This window comes from Ferrimonas gelatinilytica, assembly GCF_039544205.1.
GTDB classification, from domain to species: domain Bacteria; phylum Pseudomonadota; class Gammaproteobacteria; order Enterobacterales; family Shewanellaceae; genus Ferrimonas; species Ferrimonas gelatinilytica.
The window spans coordinates 180333-202227 of record NZ_BAABLF010000004.1; the positions used below are offsets into that span (position 1 = coordinate 180333).

18 protein-coding genes are annotated in these 21895 nt (G+C 52.5%); 2 read left to right on the forward strand and 16 right to left on the reverse strand.

From position 1 onward, the window contains the following. Positions 1-20 precede the first annotated feature (20 nt). The 8 genes from ABD997_RS02195 to ABD997_RS02230 form a co-directional block, all read right to left on the reverse strand. Positions 21-1025 carry a TniQ family protein gene (locus ABD997_RS02195; RefSeq protein ID WP_345315375.1) on the reverse strand — a complete coding sequence of 335 codons (1005 nt, stop codon included), beginning with the start codon at positions 1023-1025 and terminating at the stop codon, positions 21-23. After that, positions 1018-1815 (reverse strand): M48 family metallopeptidase, encoded by a 798-nt coding sequence (locus ABD997_RS02200; RefSeq protein ID WP_345315376.1) that lies wholly within the window; start codon positions 1813-1815, stop codon positions 1018-1020. The genes ABD997_RS02195 and ABD997_RS02200 overlap by 8 nt, the downstream gene beginning before the upstream one ends. Continuing rightward, positions 1812-5069 (reverse strand): type I restriction endonuclease subunit R, encoded by a 3258-nt coding sequence (locus tag ABD997_RS02205; protein ID WP_345315377.1) that lies wholly within the window; start codon positions 5067-5069, stop codon positions 1812-1814. Before ABD997_RS02205 ends, ABD997_RS02200 begins: the two co-directional genes overlap by 4 nt. Then, positions 5066-5701 carry a retron system putative HNH endonuclease gene (locus ABD997_RS02210; RefSeq protein ID WP_345315378.1) on the reverse strand — a complete coding sequence of 212 codons (636 nt, stop codon included), beginning with the start codon at positions 5699-5701 and terminating at the stop codon, positions 5066-5068. Before ABD997_RS02210 ends, ABD997_RS02205 begins: the two co-directional genes overlap by 4 nt. Further along, positions 5701-7068 (reverse strand): AAA family ATPase, encoded by a 1368-nt coding sequence (locus ABD997_RS02215; protein WP_345315379.1) that lies wholly within the window; start codon positions 7066-7068, stop codon positions 5701-5703. The genes ABD997_RS02210 and ABD997_RS02215 overlap by 1 nt, the downstream gene beginning before the upstream one ends. 105 nt (positions 7069-7173) lie before the next feature. Next, positions 7174-8406 (reverse strand): restriction endonuclease subunit S, encoded by a 1233-nt coding sequence (locus tag ABD997_RS02220; RefSeq protein ID WP_345315380.1) that lies wholly within the window; start codon positions 8404-8406, stop codon positions 7174-7176. Further along, positions 8396-9919 carry a type I restriction-modification system subunit M gene (locus ABD997_RS02225; protein WP_345315381.1) on the reverse strand — a complete coding sequence of 508 codons (1524 nt, stop codon included), beginning with the start codon at positions 9917-9919 and terminating at the stop codon, positions 8396-8398. Before ABD997_RS02225 ends, ABD997_RS02220 begins: the two co-directional genes overlap by 11 nt. Before the next feature lie 30 nt (positions 9920-9949). Continuing rightward, complete coding sequence (locus ABD997_RS02230; RefSeq protein WP_345315414.1) at positions 9950-10621, reverse strand: restriction endonuclease subunit S; 672 nt, start codon at positions 10619-10621, stop codon at positions 9950-9952. Between the two features lie 28 nt (positions 10622-10649). Between ABD997_RS02230 and ABD997_RS02235 the strand changes: the two genes are divergently transcribed. Further along, entirely contained in the window at positions 10650-11750 is a 1101-nt protein-coding gene (locus ABD997_RS02235) for a ComEC/Rec2 family competence protein (protein WP_345315382.1), read from the forward strand. Positions 11751-11755: 5 nt separating this feature from the next. Then, entirely contained in the window at positions 11756-12388 is a 633-nt protein-coding gene (locus ABD997_RS02240; protein ID WP_345315383.1) for a hypothetical protein, read from the forward strand. Here the strand turns inward: ABD997_RS02240 and ABD997_RS02245 are convergent, their stop codons facing one another. From ABD997_RS02245 to ABD997_RS02280, 8 genes are all read right to left on the reverse strand, one after another. Next, positions 12389-13795: a TnsD family Tn7-like transposition protein gene (locus ABD997_RS02245; protein ID WP_345315384.1), complete on the reverse strand. Its 1407-nt coding sequence runs from the start codon at positions 13793-13795 to the stop codon at positions 12389-12391. A 16-nt stretch (positions 13796-13811) separates the two neighbouring features. Continuing rightward, positions 13812-15266 carry an ATP-binding protein gene (locus ABD997_RS02250; protein WP_345315385.1) on the reverse strand — a complete coding sequence of 485 codons (1455 nt, stop codon included), beginning with the start codon at positions 15264-15266 and terminating at the stop codon, positions 13812-13814. After that, positions 15263-17410 (reverse strand): transposase, encoded by a 2148-nt coding sequence (locus tag ABD997_RS02255; RefSeq protein WP_345315386.1) that lies wholly within the window; start codon positions 17408-17410, stop codon positions 15263-15265. The genes ABD997_RS02250 and ABD997_RS02255 overlap by 4 nt, the downstream gene beginning before the upstream one ends. Next, positions 17400-18200: a TnsA endonuclease N-terminal domain-containing protein gene (locus tag ABD997_RS02260; protein WP_345315387.1), complete on the reverse strand. Its 801-nt coding sequence runs from the start codon at positions 18198-18200 to the stop codon at positions 17400-17402. The genes ABD997_RS02255 and ABD997_RS02260 overlap by 11 nt, the downstream gene beginning before the upstream one ends. A gap of 152 nt (positions 18201-18352) precedes the next feature. Continuing rightward, the gene (locus ABD997_RS02265; protein ID WP_345315388.1) at positions 18353-19549 is read right to left on the reverse strand and encodes a BaiN/RdsA family NAD(P)/FAD-dependent oxidoreductase; all 1197 of its coding nucleotides are present in this window, start codon (positions 19547-19549) and stop codon (positions 18353-18355) included. A gap of 92 nt (positions 19550-19641) precedes the next feature. Then, positions 19642-20646, reverse strand: coding sequence for an NAD(P)H-dependent glycerol-3-phosphate dehydrogenase (gene gpsA, locus ABD997_RS02270; protein ID WP_345315389.1), 1005 nt, complete (start codon positions 20644-20646; stop codon positions 19642-19644). A gap of 14 nt (positions 20647-20660) precedes the next feature. Next, positions 20661-21155 (reverse strand): protein-export chaperone SecB, encoded by a 495-nt coding sequence (secB, locus tag ABD997_RS02275; RefSeq protein WP_345315390.1) that lies wholly within the window; start codon positions 21153-21155, stop codon positions 20661-20663. Positions 21156-21288: 133 nt separating this feature from the next. Next, a complete protein-coding gene (locus tag ABD997_RS02280) occupies positions 21289-21726 on the reverse strand; it encodes a rhodanese-like domain-containing protein (protein ID WP_345315391.1) in 438 nt (145 codons plus the stop codon). Positions 21727-21895 lie beyond the last annotated feature (169 nt).

The following is a 21895-nucleotide window of genomic DNA, read 5'->3' on the forward strand; positions in this document are numbered from 1 at the left end:
ATTATCCTTCAATTACTAACTCACAATGAAGTGTCCAAGCTCTCCCCACCAATCGTGAACTTGGAACCCTTATCATAATCATTCGCCAGAGCCAGGCACTTATCACATTGAACGCAACTCCGATATTTAGACTTCAATATCGCCCCTGAGGCTCTGCATATATCATCTTCATAAGAGTAGAATGAATTAACAAATCGACTCTCAATCAAACTATATAATTCTGAGCTGAGTCTTTTCTCAATCAAGCCCATTTTCTTCTCTAACCTAACTTCAAACTCCAACATTGTATTAGATTTATTAATCGACCTCCCATCAAACCGACTAGCAAACTCATACCAATCATCAGGAAAGTTATACAAGATGTCTTTCTTAATCCAAGAAGCAAATGCAGAAAGATGAACAAATATCTCATGCTTTGCACAAGAGGCAATTTTATAGTTTTCCTTCTCTAGGTAATTTTCTTTTAGAAAGCTCATGTATCGATGTGGTTCCGAGCTTAGCTGCAGGCTTGGCTCACCAACATACCGCATTGGATTGGCTGCAATAGCCACTGCAGAATCCCTGCTATCAGGTACAAAGTAGCTTAACTTTATCTTGTGCTTATGGCACACATTACTCATCGTCCAATCACGTTTGAAGTAGCAAAAGCCAAACTCACTCAACTGCTCTTCAAAGCATTTTTTGCAAAATCCAATAGGGCCTTCTCCAAGACTTTTTCTCTCTCGTGGTTTTTCTGGAGCAAACACCTTTCTATAGTTTTTTATCGCCATGATTGGACTATCAAATACGCCACCTAGCCTCGCAGAGCCTGAATTCTCTCGAAAGAAGGAAAACAACTCTGGCTGTCTGCTTTTATCAAATAGCCACTTAGTATTATAAGGAACTGAAAAATCAAGGATCCAGCCGCTAGATGATATAACCCATGAACATTCCTTATGGTAGCCATTAACAGCCAGTGTTCTAAGTACAAAGCTATTTAGAGACTCTTCCGGCATTGGAGCAAACGGGTTAAAACGTTCACTCATTCAAATACATCTCAGCCATACCATCGAGTTCGGCTTTCACCACCTTCCAGTCCGGCATCTGCTGACCAAGCAGCCGCCAGAACTGCTCGCTGTGGTTATGCTCAGCGATATGGCAAAGTTCATGGGTTAGGACGTAGTCGACACAGTCCCTCGGGGCTTTAACCAGATGAGGGTTCAGCATTAGTCGCCCTTCTCGAGAACAGCTTCCCCACTGCTTTTGCATCGGCAGAACCCGATAGGGCGGCAACTCGCTAATCCAGCTCATCTGCCGGATCAGCGCCTTCATACGTTGCCGGAACACGCGTCGAGCTTGGGTGTGATACCACTTATCCAGCAGCCCTTTGACCACTTCACGCTGGTTATGCAGCGGTTTGGGCAGCGTTACCTCTAGCCGACCTCGAGCCATCTTGATGCCTACAGAGGCTTCAGGCTCGATCTGCACCTTAAGCTGATATCGGCGCCCGAGATAGAAGTAAGTCTCTCCACTGATGTACTGACGCTCGTGGACATCGTCCATCTGGCTTTGGAAATCCTCCAGATGCTGCCAGATCCAACGAGCACGTTTGTACACGGCATCGCGGATCTGCAGCTCCGTAGCCTCTCTAGGTACTGCTACGACGACACGGCTATCCGGATGTACCTTGATGGTGACCTTATTCTGAGAAGGTTTTTCGGGGCAAAAGCGAACCACCTGGTATTCCACCTTCTGGTCGCCATAAGCAAACACGCCACATTCAGACTGACTTTCTGCAGCGTGCTTGCCCGCCTGCCGGGACAGGATGTCACTCATCGGCGCTGAGCTCCAAAACGCACGATCTTAATGACCTCTTGGATCAACTGCTCAGCCTTATCAATACCCAGAGGCGCGAACAGCAGTGGTAACAGTTCACGGCTGATCGCATTCTCAATCTCATGAGGGTTAATGGAGTACTCGGCCACGGCCTTGGTGACGACGTTGTCGATATCAAAGGCCAACTGCACCAGCTTGTCTTCCGTCAGCTCAGCCGTAGTTAAGACTTCGCTCTCGAACAAGTGCTTGAATAGACCGAAGTAAGCCTGGGCGTGTCGGTTACCGTCGAAGCGATCCGGCAGCTCATCCACCTTGCGCTCTTTCACCTGCTCTTCCAGATCTGCAAACAGCAGGTACTGCTTCACTGGTGCATCAAACATCGCCTTTGCATCGTCGATCGCCTGTTTGAGCAGCTTGGAGAAGTACTCTTGGGCATAAGGGTCATCCGCCAGGTCCTGCTCAATCATCTTGGTGATACGACCGGTGATCTTATCCTTACGGTTACGGGCCTCATCGTCGGACATATCTTCCGGTTTGATGTCCTTACCCAGCTTGTCGACGCGGTACACACCAGCAGGCTCTTGGATCTCAACCCCAGCGACGTGCTTATCCAACAGGGCTTTGATCTCCTCCGCATACTGGTCGTAATCCACCGTTTCTTCGGCGTCCTCCCTTACCAGCTTGCGTAGGTTGCTCATCTGCTTCAGCGTCTCCTTGTAGTGACGACGCTTGGCTTCATCAAAGCTCTTGTCTTCAAAGAAGCTGGCCGACTGCAGCGCCACCTTCAGGCAGTTAGCAAACGCCGATAGGGCGCCATAGAAGTCATCCCGCTTCTTCAGGTTAAGATCAATAAACTGACCGTTTTGCTCCTCAATCTTTGGCGCCAACGATTGCCGCAACGCAGCACCATCTTGCTTGTTCTTCACATCCGCAAAGATGGTCCAGAGGTCGTCATACAAGCCCGGCAGTTTCTTGTATTCGGTATCCATCCGGTCATAGAGGCCTTTCAGGTCATCGATATCGAAGCCGTCCTGAGTGCGCTCAGCGAGGTCCTGATACTGCTCGATAGTGGTATCCAGCTCTTTCAGGATCCCACGGTAATCGATGAGGTAGCCAAACTGCTTGGCCTTATGCAGCCGGTTAACCCGGGCAATGGCCTGGATCAGGTTATGCTGCTTCAACGGCTTATCGATATAGAGCACCGCGTTCTTCGGCTCATCGAAACCAGTCAGCAGCTTATCCACCACAATCATCAGGTCCGGCCCTTCGTCGGTGCCGTAATCCTCAATGATGCGCTTGGTGTACTTCTTCTCATCCTCGGAGCCAACGTTCTCTTTCCACCAACGCTGTACCAGATCTTTGCTCTCCCCATCCACCTCGCTATTGCCCTCACGGGTATCGGGTGGAGACATGGCGATCACCGAAGTGACCTTGCCGATCTTATCCAACGCCTGCTTATAGCGAATGGCTGAGGCTTTGGAATCGCAGGCCAACTGGCCCTTCAATCCAAGTTTCTGAACGTTCTGGAAGTGATCCGATATATCGTGAGCGATCAGCTCAATACGCCCTTCGGTCTGGTGGATCTGCCCTTTCCTGGCGAACTTGCGTTTCAGATCTGTCCGCTGCTTCTCACTGAGCTTATCAGTGATACGGTCAAACCAGGCATCAACCGCCTTCTCGTTGAGGTTGAGATCGGGGATACGCTCCTCGTACAGCAAGGGCGTCACCGTCTTATCAGCCACCGCCTGCTGCATGGTGTAGGAGTGGATGATGGAGCCAAACTTGTTCTCGGTCTTGTCATCCTTAAGCAATGGGGTACCGGTGAAAGCCACAAAGGCCGCTTTCGGTAGTGCCTGGCGCATCAGGGTGTTGTTCTCACCGTTCTGACTGCGGTGCCCTTCATCCACTAAGACCAGAATATTGGGGCTGTCGTTGTAGCACTGCTTCAGCTTAGCGGCGGCGCCAAACTTGTTGATGATGGTGAAGATCACTCGCTCATTGCCACTGCCGATCTGCTCCGCCAAACGTCGCCCAGAGGTCGCCATCGCTTCCTCTTTGTCCCGCTTAGACAGGACGCCACCGGTGGCAAAGGTGCCGGAAAGCTGCTCCTCCAGATCCACCCGGTCGGTCACGATCACCACCCGGCACTGTTTCAGGGCTTCAAGCCAGATCAATGCCTTGGACAGGAACACCATGGTGAAGGACTTGCCACTGCCCGTGGTATGCCAGATCACCCCACCATTACGGGTGCCATGCTCATCAAAGCTGGTGATCCGCTCAACCAGCGCCTTGATACCGAACACCTGCTGATAGCGTGCGACGATCTTACCGGCCTTGGCATCAAACAGGGTGTAGAAGCGCGGGATCTCCAGTAGTCGGTCTGGCCGCAGCAGACTGACCAGCAAACGGTCCTGATCGGTTACCACCAGCTCGCCACCGGCGATCAGGCTCTGATAGTAGTCCCATTCAGCACGGGAGCGGTGATCGAAGATCGCCTTCAACTGCCCATCCGACAACGGCTTGTTCTTCAGCCGCAGCATCTCCGCATCGATGATCTCCTCTTCTTTCCACTTGGCCCAGAACTTCTCCGGAGTGCCGCAAGTGGCGTAGAGGCCATCGTTGCCATTGATGGAAAGCAGCAACTGGCTGTAAGCGAACAGATGGGGGATCTCCGCCGAGCCCTGGTTACGGATGTTCTGCGACACCCCTTCAGCAATGGTCGGCTTTCCTTCCTTTACTGAATCAGGGCGCTTGGCTTCAATCACCACCCAGGGCAGGCCATTCACAAAGCAGACGATATCGGGGATACGATGGCCAGTGCCCTGAACGTTCTGCACCTCCATCTCTTCAGTGAAATGGAATTGGTTTTTTTCGAAGTTCTCCCAATCCACCAACTGCACCGTAGGAGTGGCCTTTTTGCCATCCACAAACTCGGTCACACCGATGCCGTACATCAACGCATCGTAGATCTTCTCGTTGGCAGTCCGCAGGCCCTCGTTGATGGCTGGGTTCGACAGCTCTTGGACCAGCTTGTCGATGGTCGCAGCAGAAAGCGGATGTTGCTTGCCGTTAAAGTGGAACCGACGTTTAGCCAGCTCAGCACGCAACACCTCTGGCAGGATCACTGTCGCCAGTGAGCCGCGCATCGCTGTGCAGCGCTGTGGCGGCACAAACTGATAGCCCAGGTTGGTCAACAGCGTTAGCGCTGGCACCTTGGCCGCGTATTCTTCTTTAAAATTTGGGAGCTTACTCATCGGTTTATCCGTTTTTCTAGGTAGTACGCCATCGCTCCCCAGAACGGCTTAAGCTGATTCTTGGCATTTTTCGAGGTAACCTCAGCTAAGTAAGCTCTGAGCTGATCTTTCGTTCTGGCTCCAGCCCTACGAGCCAAACGATCTTTAAGGGCATCGACAGCCGCTCGCCGGTTAGCAACAAGACGAGTTTCATTAAGGTTGAGTACCTGATTAAGTTCTGTATCGAATGCCACATTCGTAGACTTAATCTTTCCGTTATCCAGGTACCTAATTCGACTATCCACTCGATCCAGTGGTTTCGCTGGCGAATATGTTAAAGGGTCGTTCCCCTTTAGCTTATCGCACGTATAAGTATCCTTTGGTTGTCCTTCATTCCCCGTACAACAAGCAAGCATATTGCTATAAGAAAGCTGTAAGCCTGGATGCTCATCTTGGCTAGCCCAGTGCTCAACACGCATAGCTGTAGATTTGATTCGCTGCATACAATAAGCACAAACCATTCCTTGCTCTGTGAGCAAAGAGTTTTTTAAATCAGTACGCATTTGTTGCGGCAATCCTGCATATGAGGCATGGCCTTGCTGTTTATACTGCGTTAGTGACTGAGGCTCTCTGGACTTAGTGATTTGCCGCATCAGTCTGACCACTCATCAAAATCGAGTGAAAGCTTGGCGCGCAGTAGCTCAGGAATCTCTCCTTGTAATTTTTCTTCTAGCGCTGCAATCGCTATCTCGGCCTGCTCTTTATCTTCCTCATCAATTAACTCGAAGATACGTTCAAGCTCAGCCTCAACTTCTTTATTACGCGTAATCTGACTACTAACGTGGCGATCTCGCATAATCTCATTCAGTACTGTATCACTGCTTAAACCGAAGCTTTGCGCCGGGTTACTTGCTGATACAACTCCATGCTCATCTTGCCGCAACAACACAACTTGAGATGGCTTAAGCTCCCCGATTATATGTGGGCTATGACTAGTAACAATGAACTGTATCTTAGGAAATGCCTTACTAAGATTGGAGGCAATAACTCGCTGCCATTGAGGGTGCAAATGCATATCGACTTCATCAATTAGCACCAACCCTTCCGTTTCCTTGACCGCATGTCGACCCAAAAATGGATTCAGGCGAATTGCACGGTGAGCGATATCTGCAACCATACCCACCACATTACGAACGCCATCGCTAAGCAGGGCAAGAGGCATATCACCTTGCGTCGTATGGGTAGCGATATGACGTTTTTGATTTGGTGAATAGCGAACATTAGACCAACCAGCAGGCTCGAGTACTGTATCCAAAGCCTCTCGCAATGCTCTAAGATGCTCATTGTGTATATTGCCAGGAACGAGGCTGACGCCCTGAGTACGAAGTTCATCAATTTCCATGTTTCGTTCAGAACTTGCTAGCGTTTCGAGATAAAGCCAGTTAGAAAATGTCTCATAGCTAGATTTTGGTCTAAACCAATCCTTATATCCCTCCAATCGACTTGACTTAGCAAGTTCTGGCTGTTCACGCCGAGCTCCAGAAGGCTCAAACTCATGCTCGCCTAATCGGTCGGTCCCGTAAAATGCAATAAGAGGCAGCGCAACATTTGCACCTTCCTGAACCATCTTCTGCAACGTATAAGCTGCATTTTTTAGTTCTTTAACCTGGGTTGTGCGGCTATTCTTTTTGGTGCTGTTTTTCTGTCGACTCCACGACTCTGGAAAGTCCGGGATAGAAGATGGGTAACACGATGCACCGACAACACTCGGTACCTGATACTCCATAGTGACGGGTGCAGTAGAGACTTTTGCTAAATGCACCTCTTTAATATGAATGCCACGGTCGATACTGGTCCCGAAGCCACTCATAAATTGGCCATAAGCGACGGAAATGGCATCAAGCAAAGATGTTTTGCCGAAACCGTTTAAGCCAACCAGCACATTCAAATTTTCATGGAACTCGCACTTAAAGTGCTTAAAGCCCCTAAAATTTTCTAGCGTTAACGTTCTTAGTTTCATCTTCTATCACCAACCCGACTGGCTCGGGATTGTCTAAATATCGGTCACCATGATAGCAAGCAAAAGTCATTAACTGTCTGCTTACTATCAGGTTTACACCTAAAGCTATGTCGCCTCGGGGTCGTCAACCACAACGCGGCGCTTACCGGTCAGCAGTTGCTGCATCAGCGCCTGCTTCTCCTGCTTTAAGTGCTCAAGCTTGCTATTCAGAGCTTTCAACTCCTCAGAAGCCGCGTGCAGGACATCTGCGATGCGCTCCTGCTCGTCAAAGCAAGGGACAGGCACTTTTGTATTCATGAACTCAGCCGGTTTGATGTTGAGCAGGCCGTTGTTCCGCACTCCGGTGTTTACCAGAGCGCCAAGCTGTGGCTTGAGGTAGTCAGCCTCAAACAGGTACTTGAAGTAGCGATGACTCAGCCCTTCGTTGAGCTTGAAACAGACGTAAACATGGGGGACTAAGCCAGTTTCGAAGCCTTCCAAATCGAAGATGCAGCCAAACTGATAGGTCTTAGAGTTACCCTTGTTGTAAGCGAACTCTCCCTGCTTCAGCAGGGTGTAGTTTTTCACGCTTTCCCCCGCCATATAGCGGCTGTACTTGTCTGCCTGGGTCACAAAACCTGATAGTGAGGAGATGGTCAGCACCGGATGGTCTTCACCGTCGGACTTGCGCTGGATGCGCGTCGCGATCTCATTGATGGTCTTGTAAGACCACTCTCCCTCAAATCCGGCAAAGCGCTTTTTGCCGGTCAGCAGTTGCTGCATCAGTGCCTTTTTCTGCTGCTGGCTGTTGGCAATCAGGCACTCGGTGGTGGCGATGGCCTTGTCCCAGCTAGCTAGGATCTTTGCGATTTTGCGTTGCTCGGCCACTGGTGGAAGCAAAATTGGAAGACTCTTCACATCCTGCTGGCTAATACTCGCCTGAGCCACCGCACGCTTAGCGACCCGTTGAAAGAAAGTTCGCGAAGGCTTACTTTGCAGCACCCGAGCTAAGAACTCCGGTGTGATATCAGCCCCTTCGACCTGAATTCGCATCATATTTGATTCGTATACAGGTGAGCTGTCATCACTCCAAAGCACCGATTTCCCTAAATGAGTCAAGCTGTTTACGCGATTGACGACAACATCGCCCTTATTGAGTACATAGCCTCGCACCTCTGACTCGGATAGCTGCACGAGCGAAAGCTGGCCGGAAGTAACTTCACCCTCATTGTTGAAGTCATTGATTCTCAGAATTTCTGTGCCTGAACCATAGAGATCTGCGCTTTTGTAAATTCCATTTTTGTATGGCTGAGGCAAAATTTGGCCTAGCTTCTTTTTTGACCATCCATTAGGCACCATAACCCAGCTCCTTTAGGTAACCTGCCATCTCCGTTTCCAGAGTGGTCAGTTCAGCCTGCAGCTTCTGACGCTCGGCCCGCACTTCCATCAAATCGATCTCGTCTTCTTCCTCAAAGGTGTCCACATAGCGCGGGATATTGAGGTTGTAGTCGTTCTCCTGGATCTCCTTCAACGAGGCCAGATAGGCATACTTATCAACGCTTTCACCAGCTTTGTAGGTGGCGACGATCTTGTCGATATTGTCCTGGGACAGCAGGTTCTGATTCTTTCCAGCTTGGAACTCGCGGCTGGCGTCGATAAACAGCACGTTGTCGTCGTACTTGTCCTTCTTGAACACTAGGATCGCCGCCGGAATGCCGGTGCCAAAGAACAGTTTCTCCGGAAGGCCGATCACTGCATCCAACAGATTCTCATCGATCAGTTGCTTACGGATCTTACCTTCTGCCGCGCCACGGAACAGCACGCCGTGAGGCACCACCACACCCATACGCCCGGTCTTTGGCTTCAAGGTCTCGATCATATGGGAGATAAAGGCGTAATCGCCCTTGGTCTTCGGCGGCAAGCCACGACGGAAGCGCCCAAACTTATCGGCTCCGGCACTTTCATGGCCCCACTTATCCAGTGAGAACGGCGGGTTGGCGGTAACGATATCAAAGTGCAGCAAGGCATCGTCGCCGTCACGCAGCAAAGGGTTGCGGATAGTATCGCCCCACTCGATGCGATGGTTATCCTCGCCATGCAGGAACATGTTCATCTTGGCCAATGCCCAGGTGGAGCCGATCGCCTCCTGGCCATACAAGGCGTAGTTCTTAGAGCCGTTATGGTTTTCCCGCACCTTACGGCCACACTTCATCAACAGCGAGGCAGAACCACAGGCTGGGTCGCAGATCTGATCACCCTCTTGCGGGTCCAACAGAATGGCCAGCAAGTCGGACACCTCGGGTGGGGTATAGAACTCACCGGCAGACTGACCGGAACCAGCGGCAAAATGCTTGATCAGGTATTCATAGGCGTTACCAATCACATCCAGGTTGCCTACACGATCAGCACGCAGGTTCAGCGACGGCTTGGCAAAATCCTCCATCAGGTGACGCAGCAGTTCGTTCTTCTGCTTCTCTTCACCGAGCTTGTTGGAGTTAAAGCTGATGTCCTGGAACACAGAGTGGTTCAGATGCTTCAGCTTCTTACCGTTGGCCTCTTCAATGGCGTGCAGCGCAGTATCGATGCGCTCACCAATGCCCGGTACCGCACGGTCTTCGTACAGATCCCAGAAGCTGGTGCCCTTAGGCAGCACAAAGCGCTGCTTGGCCATCATGGCGTCGATCAACGCCTCATTGTCACCGTACTGCTGCTCCAGCTTCTCACGCTCATCCAGATGCACATCAGAGATGTACTTAAGGAACAGCATGGTGAGGATGAAGTCCTTATAGGTATCGGCACTCACTGTCCCACGAAAGGTGTCACAGGCGGCCCATACCGCTTTGTTGATCTCGTCTTGGCTAATCTTTGGCATTGTTCTGTTCCCTAACTCAATTTCTGTTCTTTACTTCAATAGCTCTCTGGCAACTGCTTCAATTTCTTGCTGCCTGAGTTCGATAAGTCTTTGGTGGATTTGCTTCTCTTTCAAGGCTCTCTCTACAAGCTCCATAACCATTCTCTGCTGCGCCAATGGGGGAATGGTCAGAGGAGCTTTTTCTAATTCGGTCTTTCGAATGCTCACCTGAGCTGAACCTTCTGCGCACTGATGAAAGTACTTCTGTAGCTTGGGCTGATTCAGTTGCCAGGCAAGAAAGCTCGGTAACACCTGACTTGAATCGAGCACCTCCATCACGAAGAAGTGGGGAGAGCATACTGTTGGCTTAGCGATGTCAGTGATCACCGAGGCCAAATTTCTTGAACCTCGAGCAGAAAAAATCACGTTTCCATCCCTGAGCCAGTCGGGCTCTTTGCGTCCCGAAACCTCAGTGCAGACCAATGAATTCCAGGCCACCTGGCCATCAGAGTCTTGATCTCGAGTCTGGATGACATATCCATTTCCTAAGCTCACTTCTTTAATCGCGCCCCTGAAGGGATGACTCGCCCTTACCTCTGCGATTTGCTCTAGTGTTGCCTTCATAGCCATATGCATCATTCCAAAGATGCACAAACAGTGCTTGACTCTGGTCGAGAAGTCAACATAACCTACAAATAAATCAGCATCATCGCAATGATGCACTTTATCCAAGGGGAATACAGGAGGTTTTATGGGATATGAAGTTGACGTACTTGCAGTTGGGGAAAAATCGAACAGCGGCGACGCCATGGCGGTCCGCTACGGTGACTTGTCGGGCGACCGAGAGGCGCAGACAGTTGTCGTCATTGATGGAGGTTATAAGGACGATGGAGCAAAGCTGGTTGATCATATCAAGGAGCACTACCAAACGGAAAAGGTCGACTTGGTTATCTCTACCCATCCCGATCAGGACCACATCAATGGCTTAACGACGGTGATCGAAGAGTTGGAAGTCTCGGAATTGTGGATCCATAAAGCGTGGGAGCACAACCAGGGGATTGCCGACAAATTTAAGGATGGTCGTATTACCGACAGCAGCATTGGCGAGCGTTTGAAGGACAGCTTGGAGGCTGCTTACAGCCTTGTTGAACTGGCTGAGACCAAAGGGATCACTGTCCGCGAACCCTTCACTGGCGAAGCCTTCGACGCAATCAAAGTGCTCGGCCCAAGCTTGGAGTATTACGAGGAATTGATTCCCCAGTTCGACGGGATGCCAGAGGCCAAAAGTGCTGAAGACGCTCGTGCTGAAGTTGGTTTATTCGAAGGTCTATACAAAGCCGCAGAGAAGGTCATGAAAAAGATCTTTGCCGCATGGGGCGACGACAAAATCGACGATGAAGACACCACCTCGGCAAAGAACAACTCAAGTGTCATCACGCAGATCATCGTAGACGGAAAGCGCTTGCTGTTTACCGGTGATGCAGGGATCACCGCCTTGGATAAAGCTGCAGACCAACTCGATAACTGCTTTTCAGGCGCGGAACTTCGATTCATACAGATCCCCCATCACGGCAGCAAACGCAACGTTGGTCCCTCCGTATTGAATCGCATCATCGGAGACCCAATTGCTGAAGGTGAAAGTCGTGGGATCACGGCCGTTGCCTCGGCCGCAAAGGAAGGTGAGCCGAAACACCCGCATAAAGCAGTGCTCAATGCCTTTACCCACCGTGGGGCAAAAGCACTGGCAACGCGTGGAGGCGGTATTTGCCACCATTCCGGAGCTCAAAGCCGAGCAGGGTGGACAAGTTTGAATCCCGAGCCCTACCACTACGAATACGAAGAGGAGGCTTGATCGTCATGCAGAACCTGAAAGACAAGAATAAATTGTCTCTTGCTGGGTTGATGGGGGCTCCACTGTTGATCAACCTGGTGCTTCAAGTCGGCATCTCCGATGCAAAAGGTACTATCGATTACTTTGTTGCAGCCGCAGGGCTTGCAGCTCTGACAGGGACGGTGCTGGTGATGCTCTCGGATGTTTTACCACAGAGATTTAAACATAAGCTCGTGTTCCTTCGGCTCTGGAATGAACTGCCCGGGCACCGCTGTGACAAGCTTTGCTTCGCGGAGCCTCGACTAGTAACCGACGAACTCACAACTTCGTGGCATCACGTTTTTGGCAGTGAAATCCCAAGGAAGGAGCGAAATAGCCTCTGGTACAGGCACATCTATAAGCCGGTTATGGACGAGCCACAGGTACAGTCGGCACACCAGAAGTTCCTGCTGTATCGAGATGCAACTTCAGGCTCTCTGATCAATTTACTTCTTTTGGTCACCTGGTCTTTGAGTGGGCTTGAGCTGCCTTACCTTGGAGCATTACACCCATGGGCAATCGGTATACAGGCTTTCTTCATCATTTGTACGCTGGCTAGCGCTCAGTCTTACGGCAACCGAATGGTAGTCAACGCCACCGTGCTCAGAACGGCCACATAACTACCGCGATCTGCCTGTCGCCGCCTTCGGCGGTGGCAGAGCCTGTTGCAGCCATTCTCGATCGTTACCGTAGAGCCAGAAGAACTCAGCATTACAGTCTTTCTTAATCACTTGCCGAATACCGTCTGGGTGCCGTTGTCGGTACCTGGCAATCCGAACCCGACAGCGTCTCCGCTTCGACTCCCAGTGACACTGTTTTCGCCGAGCAACAAGCCCTGGCTCACTTGCGATCACCTGCTCTACAGAGCCGATGCCGATGCCACAGCGTTCAGAAATCGCCTTACGATGAGTGCCTGCTCGCGCCATTCGGATGATCCTTTGCTGAAGATCAGAAATCAGCTCCCTAGGCTTCAGGTTCAGTGGCACTCCCTGTCGGATCGCCAATCGTTTGAGGTAACAACGACTCTTCCCTGTCAGTCGGTAGACCTCGGCCATAGATCGTCCTTCCCTGAGCAGTCTCAAGCATCGTTGCTCCAACGCCAGCCTCTCCCCGGTACCATCCTTAATTGATAGAGGCTTTGCCTGAGACGGCTTGTAGTCCAGCAATTTCTCAGGTTCATGGAACAGCCAGGTACCAAACAGAAGGTGCCGGAAGGGATGGTGGCTCCCGCCATGCTCGAGTAGCTCGGATATGTACCGGTAATCATCTCGGCTGCGTAACAGGGGCACATCAGGGCCTGGGCGGTATTGTTCAACTTCAACGGCAAAGCGCTGAAGCAAGTGCTGTCGACGCACCTGGTTCCCGATAGTAATGAAACCAAGCTCTCTCAACCGATGCCGGTAGGTAGTAGTGAACTCAATCTGCGGCAGGTCTGCCCCGAGACGAACCAGAAGGTTCTGGCCAAACGCTGCAACGCGACTTTCAATACCAGATGCAGGACGCGGATACCCGTTACAAGTTGGCAGCAAGCTCGCTATCAACCTTTGTCGGCGCTCCAGTTCCACTCGCTGCAACAACACAGGGTGCTTAAAGCAGGCCGTGATGCCAGGAATTTGGTGAGAACGATGCCAGTAAGTCACACCGAACTCGCGTAAGTCATGTGTTGCACATAGGGGGCACCACTTCAGGCACACAGAGGAACCGGCCCCGAAGGAAGGAAGCTGGCTCTCTCTTAGAGCTTTAGCCCCCTCGTCAGCCAGGACAAGTGTTTGGAGCCTTTCGGCATGACTGGGTAAATAGAAGAAAAACAGGGGTGCTAAAGTCTGTTGGAAAAGCAGGACTTCGGCATCCTCCTGTGACGAATCTGCCAAGCTACGCAGCCCTGCAGTCAGGAAAGGGTGAATGGATGCACGATTGGACCCAAACACCCTTTTAGCTAATGCACCCGCCGTCTCCCCAGATACCGTTACATGGCGGATTAACCGTCCAAGTAACAGCTCATCGGGAAAAGGAGACGGCAAGCGCATGCTTCATACCCAGCCGCTAGGCAAACACCTTAAGCGGGTCTTCGCAGAACACGCCGGCTTTCCTCAACGAGTCGAGAGGGTCGTCCTCTTCAGAGGCACGTTGGATCAAGTCCGGGTCAGGGATCTGCTCATACAAATCATCGGCATGCTGTAGTGCAGTGAGCATATCTGCAAACTCGGGGTGATGGGCACGGCTCAGATCTCCAGGGATCTGTACAAGTTTGCCATCCATTGCTGCAACAGCTGCCTTCTTTGAAGAGTTGGCTTTGGTCTCTTCCGAACGTTCCGCTTTTGCCTTTTTCTTTCGTTTAAGGAGGTTGAGCTTTTTAACATGGGCCAGTTCATCTCTCGCGCTCTTTGAGGCTCGGATGGCGATACTTGCCCCCTTCTCTAGCACCTCCTCCGTTAGCCTCTCATCCAACGAGCCAATGATCACCTGCTGCGCCTCACGAAAAGTCCGAACCGCCAAATCCATGTTACCCACCGACAGTTCGTAGAGTTTATTGCTTAATGCCTCTGTAAGGGGCGTAACCACATTGGTCCACTGCAACTCCCACAACTCCTCAACGAAGAGCTCCCACTCTCCATTTCTCTGTCCTAGGAGATTGACGTCAAAGTAGCCACCACTTTCGGCCCGCCTTGCTGCCTTCAAACTCTTACTTAGCAACTCATCGAACGGAGGGTTGGCACAAAACAGAAGTGGGATCCCAAGGTTATTCACCAGGTTGTGCAGAAACCCGAGTAGCCGATCAGAACCACCCGACTTCGCTAAGTTGAGATTCTGCATCTCATCGATGACCAAGATGCCAAGGAAGCTGGATTTGATTTTTGCTTCAATCTGACTGATCAGCAGTGCGATTGTGCTAGCAGGCTTTGTGGGGTTAACCCCAAGCTTTCTATCCAGTTCCTCAAGAATTCGATGGCACAGTCCTTTGACACTCGAGTCATCGGGGCAATCGACCTTTAGCCATACGACTTGCCGTAAAGGCAACAAACCAGTCGAGCTTTCCTCATGGACAATTACATCGGGAAAATATCCCAAAACCTGCTCAAGCATTGAAGTCTTGCCGACTCCACTTTCTCCGATCACCGTGATGCCTGAACCCCTAGGTTTAAAGAACCCTGTCCGAGGCTCGATCTCGGGGCGCTCATCCAGAGAGTAATGCAGGTAGTTCATCGTGGTTGGAGAGTGTGGATTCTTGGTAGAGTACCCCTCCTTCAAGGCGCGCTCTACGGCCCGAAACACATCCAAATGAACGAGCTGAGGCTGGCGAAGCTCCTTGAGTCGGGTCAAATACTCAACTCGCTCAAATGCCTCTTTTTCACGCTCTTCTGCAGAACAATCGGGATAGAAGCGCAACCCCTCAATGAGTTCGTCATCCTGTAGCTTCGCTGGCAGTGCTTCAATTAATGGGTTTTCTCGATGCTCTGGCAGGAGAGCCGTTTGATACTGCGCTTTTACAACTCTCATGTACTGCGATCCTTTTTCCGCTTCAGCAGCGATATCACGTTTTGCTGACGCTCTTCAGCCCATTGCTCCACATGGGAAGGAGTTTCCAATGACTGCTTGGATACAGGTAACTCACTCTCACCCCGCGCTTGTTGTATCGCCTCACGCCTCCGGTCCTTCATGCCACGGGTACGCTCAGCTTTAGAGGATAATGGCGGTGCCTTTTTGGCCTCATCCTCAGCATTTTTCACAATGCTTTTACGCCGTCTGTACCGCTCCACCGATTTTGCGGAGGGTTTGGTACGCTTCTTTTCCATTTTCTTCCAGTCTTCGAAATGTAAGATGTCGGCTTGGTGTCGTTGACTAAAGTTGGATGACCCCAGCATCAACTCACATCGGCTAAAGCCCTCCTGCTCTTGTAGACGCACATAGATAATCGAGGAATTATCCTGATTAAAGCGCGCCTCCAATCGCCAACTACGGCCAGCCCGGGCAATAACCTTCCAGTCTTCAAAGTTCGGGTGATTCACCTCATAAAACATCTCATCGTTACGCCAGAGCCCTTTACTGGTCATGGTGACTGTCTCAACGGGCAGCAGTCGGGCATGCACCTCAGCCTCATTGGCTTTGGTCAGTGCATGCCTATGCTTCTGCATATGAACGTTCCAATAGTTCAATGGTGTAGGAGCAAGGCCAGATTCAATCAGGAGCGTGGTCTGGCCCGATAACGACTCAAAGATGGCGCTGTTATGATCGAGAACAGCGTCAATTAGCAGCTTGTTTATCTCTTTAAGCGTTAACGCAGCGTCCAGTCTTGGGTCTTTATCTCCCCGAATGTACTGACGACCTTTCGTGGTTCCCTTCAGTTCATGAACCAATTTACTGTTCAAGATATTGAAGCGTTGCTCAACGATCCCTTTGAGCTCAGCACGGTAAGGAGGGGCAAGACTTAAGTGCCCGACAAGGGGCACAGCAAGGTTTTCTGCATCTTTACAGATGAACTCCCCACGGTCACACAGCAGCCGTTGGGGGATGTGGTGACATGGCCACTCAGCCTCCTCGATCTCAATACCATACATCGCACAGTATTCTTTCTTCGGAGTGAAGCTGTTCACGAGTGCCTGACGCCCAGCTCTCCAAGACGCATACTCCATGGAAACATGAAGCCCTACGATCATGCGGCTTTCCTTGTCGACAACGCAGTAAACTGTTGGTCGGCCAAGCACGTAATTACGACGAAATTCAGACACAACGTGTACATCGAGTACCGTGGCATCAAGTTCAAAGCAACTACCTGGCACTTCCGTATGAACAGTTGCGGAGCCACGCAACCCCCGGCGGTTACGAGCGAAATCTCCCGATGATGTTTGCTTTCGAATGAGTTCCTGCTTGGGAATAAGCTTTTTCACCCAGTAGACGAAGGCTCGATAGCTAGGCACCTGTACCTCACGAACTTCACTCTCCGCAGACACCAGTTCCTCTGCGTATAACTCCTTGAGCATCTGGTCATAAACCCGACTGAACGTCGCCTTTTTACCTTTTAGGCCATAGCGTTTCATCGCCTTCAGGAACTTAGCCTTATCCTCTTCGCTCGTGTTTACACCAAGCGGAACATCCATACTTGGCGTGGATACTTGTATCGGCGAGCCGCGCTTTACACTTCCTGCAATACGGGGTTTCCCGGCACCTCCCGAGTACTTGTAAGCAGGCAACAGCGCATTGCGCTCCTGTCCATACTTCCAAAAGAGATTGAGCGAGCGGTATAGCCCTTGAACATAAGTTCCTTTCTGCCTTGCGTGTGCAACCACCAAGTTACAGCGCGGGTTAAGTGCAAACTCAAGCAGAAAGTTGGGTGAAGACACTAACTCTCGGATCAGGTCAAAGCGATCATCCCGCTTCTTGCGATGAGATGTAGAGATCTCCTCCTCTGCCACAAGCTGATAAAAAGGCGCCGGGAAGTCGGTATGCGTGATCTGACCGCTTTTTATCTCATCCGTGAACTGAGAAAGCGAGATCACAATTGGGCGTTGAAGCCCTGACGTATCTTGAAGTCGAAACAGAACCAAAAGATTCACATCTGCATAGTGTCCAAGAACGCGATAGGTCCCATCCTCTACACCATCAACCTGCAGTACCTGCCAGACACTGTTTTTTTCAACTTGCATGGTGGCACTCCATGTCTTGGCTCAACACATTGAGCACCTCTACGATGCCGGTGTCAGCGATTGGCTTGTCGAGATTTACGACAACTTGTTTAGTGGCCAGCAAAACCTTAAAGAGCACCAAGGCATCGTCATGCTCAATCCCAATTTCTTGAACGAAGGTGTTGCACACTTCCTCAATCAGCACAGTTCCATGGTGGGTAAGAGCTCTTGCATGATCCATCAAGTCATCGGGGAAACTAGCTCCATGACGCAATGGTGCGGTAAACCACTGAATGTTTTTTGACTGGATTTTGTTCTGTTCTGTCATCACAAAGACGTGAAACGGGATCCCCTGCAACTGCCACCAGGTCCGCTCGATATCGAGCTTTTCAGCCGTACGCTGGTCTTTGAGTTTATCCTCTGGCTTCACGCTAACTGCTTCGTACCAGGTGGTCGTTCCATCCGTTCTCGTAAGCAAGAAGTCTGTCGTCATGACATTGATCTCCTTGCCTGGCGACTGCGGATTAACGGGATGATCTACCCCCAGTGTCTGAGCGATCTTGACCGATAGATCGAGTGGTAAGAGGGGAAATTGTTCACGGATGTCGATGATTGAATCACTGAACTCTGCAATATAGAAGAGGCAGGATTCATGCTCAGAGAGGGTGTGGTGGGTGCGGCCAAATTTGAGTCCTTCAATCTTACCGCTATTACCGCAAGAATTGACGTCTTGTACTCGTAGCCAAGGCATGTACTCACACCTTTCGCCTAACCCAAACTTTTTCTTCAAGGCGCGCTGATAATCAGACAACGTCTCTAACTTCCTACGTCGTGCCAAGACACTTCACTCCATAACAGCAACTACAGAGCGAAGTGTAACGCAGTGTACAAACTTTATTGTTCCAAACCGGCCTTATGTACAAACTTTAAGGCTTATGTACAAACTTTATTGTGCCTAAACAACTAGGCGTTCTGACCCGCCACGTAGCCACTGCTCCAGGCCCACTGGAAGTTGTAACCCCCAAGCCAGCCGGTAACATCCAGCACCTCGCCCACAAAGAAGAGCCCGGGAACGCGCTTTGACGCCATGGTCTTGGAGCTGATCTCGTCCGTATCCACCCCACCCAGCGTCACTTCAGCGGTGCGATAACCTTCATCGCCAGCGGGCCGCAATTCGAAACGGTTAAGGGTCAGGGCGATGGCCGACAGCTGGGCCTTATTAAGCTGGGCCAGCTGCTCATTTTCCCACCCCTGGTGAGCCATCAGCGCCTCCGCCAGCCGGGCGGGCAGCCACTCGGAAAGCACCGTCAGCAGTCGTCGCTTGGGGGTGCGGGACTTGGCTTCTGCCAGACATTCGGCTGCGTCGTCCGAGGGCAGGAGATCCACGGTCACCGGCTCCCCCACGCCCCGGTAGTTGGAGGCCTGCAGTACCGCCGGGCCGGAAACACCCCGATGGGTGATCAGAAGCTGTTCGGTGAAGGCGGGGCCTACCGGTTTGTCGCGGGGACCGGCCTGTACTCTGGTGGTCAGGCTGATACCGGACAGCGGCTCGAAGTGCTGTTTATCCTTGGGTTGCAGGGTCAGCGGCACCAGGCCGGCCCGGGTCGGCAGCACCCGCAGTCCGAACTGTTCTGCCAGCTGGTACCCCAGGGGCGTCGCCCCCAGTTTGGGCATGGAGAGTCCGCCGGTCGCCACCACCAGCGACTCGCACTGGATCCGTCCAGTGGAGGTGGCCACCGAAAAGCCCCCCTCTCCCCGACTGACGGACTCGACCTGGCAGCGCAACCTTAACTGCACGCGCTGCTGATCACACTCCGCCAGCAGCATCTGCACGATCGCCTTGGCCGATTCATCACAAAATAGCTGGCCATGCTCCCGCTCGTGATAGGGGATCCCGTGTCGGGCCACCATGGCGATAAAGTCCCAATGGCTGTACTGGGCCAGGGCGGATTTAACGAAGTGCGGGTTACCGCACAGATAGTTGGCGGGCACCACATCCAAATTGGTGAAGTTGCAGCGGCCGCCGCCACTGATCAGGATCTTCTTACCCGCCTGCTTGGCGTGATCCAGCACCAGCACCTGGCGTCCACGGGCGGCGGCCGTCGCCGCACACATCAACCCCGCTGCTCCGGCCCCAATCACCACAACATCCACGTTCATCGAACACTCTCTCGGCTTATTGGTCACAATAACCAGCAAAAGGGGGTGCCTGAGCACCCCCTGAGTTCACAGTAAAGCAGCCCCAGGCCGATTTACTCCTGTTTCATATCTCGACTGAGCAGATCCCGTGCCGCTTCCTCCACCGGCTTACCCTGGTACAACACCTGGTACAGCTGTTCGGTGATCGGCATCTCCACCCCCTGACGCTTAGCCAGCTGGTAGACCTCCTCGGCGTTACGGTAGCCCTCGACCACTTGGCCTATCTCCGCCATCGCCTGCTCCACCTCTTTGCCCTGGCCAAGGGCCAGGCCGAAGCGGCGGTTTCGGGACTGGTTATCGGTACAGGTGAGCACCAGGTCCCCCAGGCCGGCCATCCCCATGAAGGTGGCCTTATCGGCCCCCAGGGAGCAGCCGAGCCGGCACATCTCCACCAGGCCCCGGGTGATCAGGGCGGTGCGGGCATTGGCACCGAACCCGATGCCATCGGACATGCCGGCGGCAATGGCGATGACGTTCTTGACCGCCCCCCCCAGCTGCATACCGATAAAGTCCGGATTGACGTAGACCCGCATCCAGCTGCCGCAGTGCAGCAGACTCGCCAGGTCTTTGGCAAAGTCCGGATCCGTCGACGCCAGGGAGATGGCGGTCGGCAGTCCCTTAGCCATCTCCTTGGCAAAGGTGGGCCCGGAAAGGATCGCCAGCGGGATCTGCTCACCGAGTACCTCCCTGGCCACATCCTGCAACAGACGACCCGTCTTGGGCTCCAGCCCCTTGGTGGCCCAGACTAGGCGGGCATCCTCCCGCAGCAGCGGCTTCGCCTGCCTGAGCACCTCGGCAAAGACATGGCTGGGCACCACCACCATCACATTGCGGGAGGCGGTCAGCGCCTTGGCCAGGTCGGCTTCGATCACCAGGGGGTCGGGGAACGCCGCCCCGGGCAGAAACGCCTCGTTGCTACGGTCTGCCTGCAGAGTCGCCATATGCTCGGGTTGGTGACCCCAAAGCACGGTCCGGTGGCCGTTGCGGGCGAGAGAAATGGCAAGGGCGGTGCCGTAAGACCCCGCCCCCAATACCGTGATATCGGCGTAATCAGTCAACGGAACGACTCCGATCAGGCCTCAGCCTGCTCTTCGGCAGCGGCCGATTCCTGCTGGCGTTTCTGCAGGTACTGAGCAAACAGGGCGTCAAAGTTTACCGGTGCCAGGTTCAGCGGCGGGAAGGTGCCACGGTTCACCAGGCTGGCCACGGCTTCGCGGGCATAGGGGAACAGGATGTTTGGACAACCTGCGCCCAGGGCGTGGGCGAGCTGCGCATCCGGCAGGTTGGAGATGGTGAAGATACCGGCCTGCTGAACTTCGCACAGGAACGCCACTGCTTCTTCCACCTTGGTGGTCACGGTGATGGAGATCACCACCTCGTAAGTGTCATCCGCCAGCTTGTTGGAGCGGGTATCCAGGTCCAGCTTCACCTCGGGCTTCCACTCTTTCTGGAAGATCGCCGGAGAGTTGGGAGTTTCGAAGGAGATGTCCTTGGTGTAAACACGTTGGATCTGGAAAGCGGGAGCGGCTTGCTGCTCGGAAGCGGCGTTGTTCACTGCGTCAGTCATTATCTGTTACCTGTTTTAACGGTTTGAAGTCTCGGGCATCCGTTCGCCGATCCGGCAACCTGTCATAAGGCGCCAAAACTGCAGGGCCGATGCCGGACACTGGTGCGATGGGTCGGGAGAGCCGAGTCAAAACTCAGCGCTTTTTGCCCCGAACGGTCGGCATGTTGGCGGCGTTCCAGTCGGTCATACCCCCTTTGAGGTTATAGACCTGAGTGAAGCCCGCCTTTACCAGCGTGTTGGCAGCCTGGCTGGAACTGATCCCAGCGTTACACACAACAATGATGGGGGTGTTCTTAAGCTTTTCAACCGCCGACAGCTGATTATTTTTGATCTGGGAGAGCGGCAGGTTGATAGCATCAACGATGTGGCCTTTCTTGAACTCATCCTGGCCACGGACATCCAGGACACGGGCCTCCTCTTTGTTGATCAACAAAGTAGCTCGCTGATGATCGACAGTGGTGACCTTGCTCAGCTTGCCCTGAACCAGGGTAAACAGGAACATCACCAGCAGCGCGACCCAAAGCAGGCTCAGCACCGGATGCTGAGACAGAAAAGTAAAAATCTCGTTCATGAATTGGCCTGTGAATACGCTTTGTGGCAAAAAATAAGGGGGCAGTATACCCCGAGTCACGCCTCGGTGCAGCGTCCCGGTGCACGGGTCAGGCGAGAGACTGGTGGCGAGGATTAAGGCTGTTGTAAACTTTCAACCTGACGCCCATAAACTGCCAGCAACCCTGCCG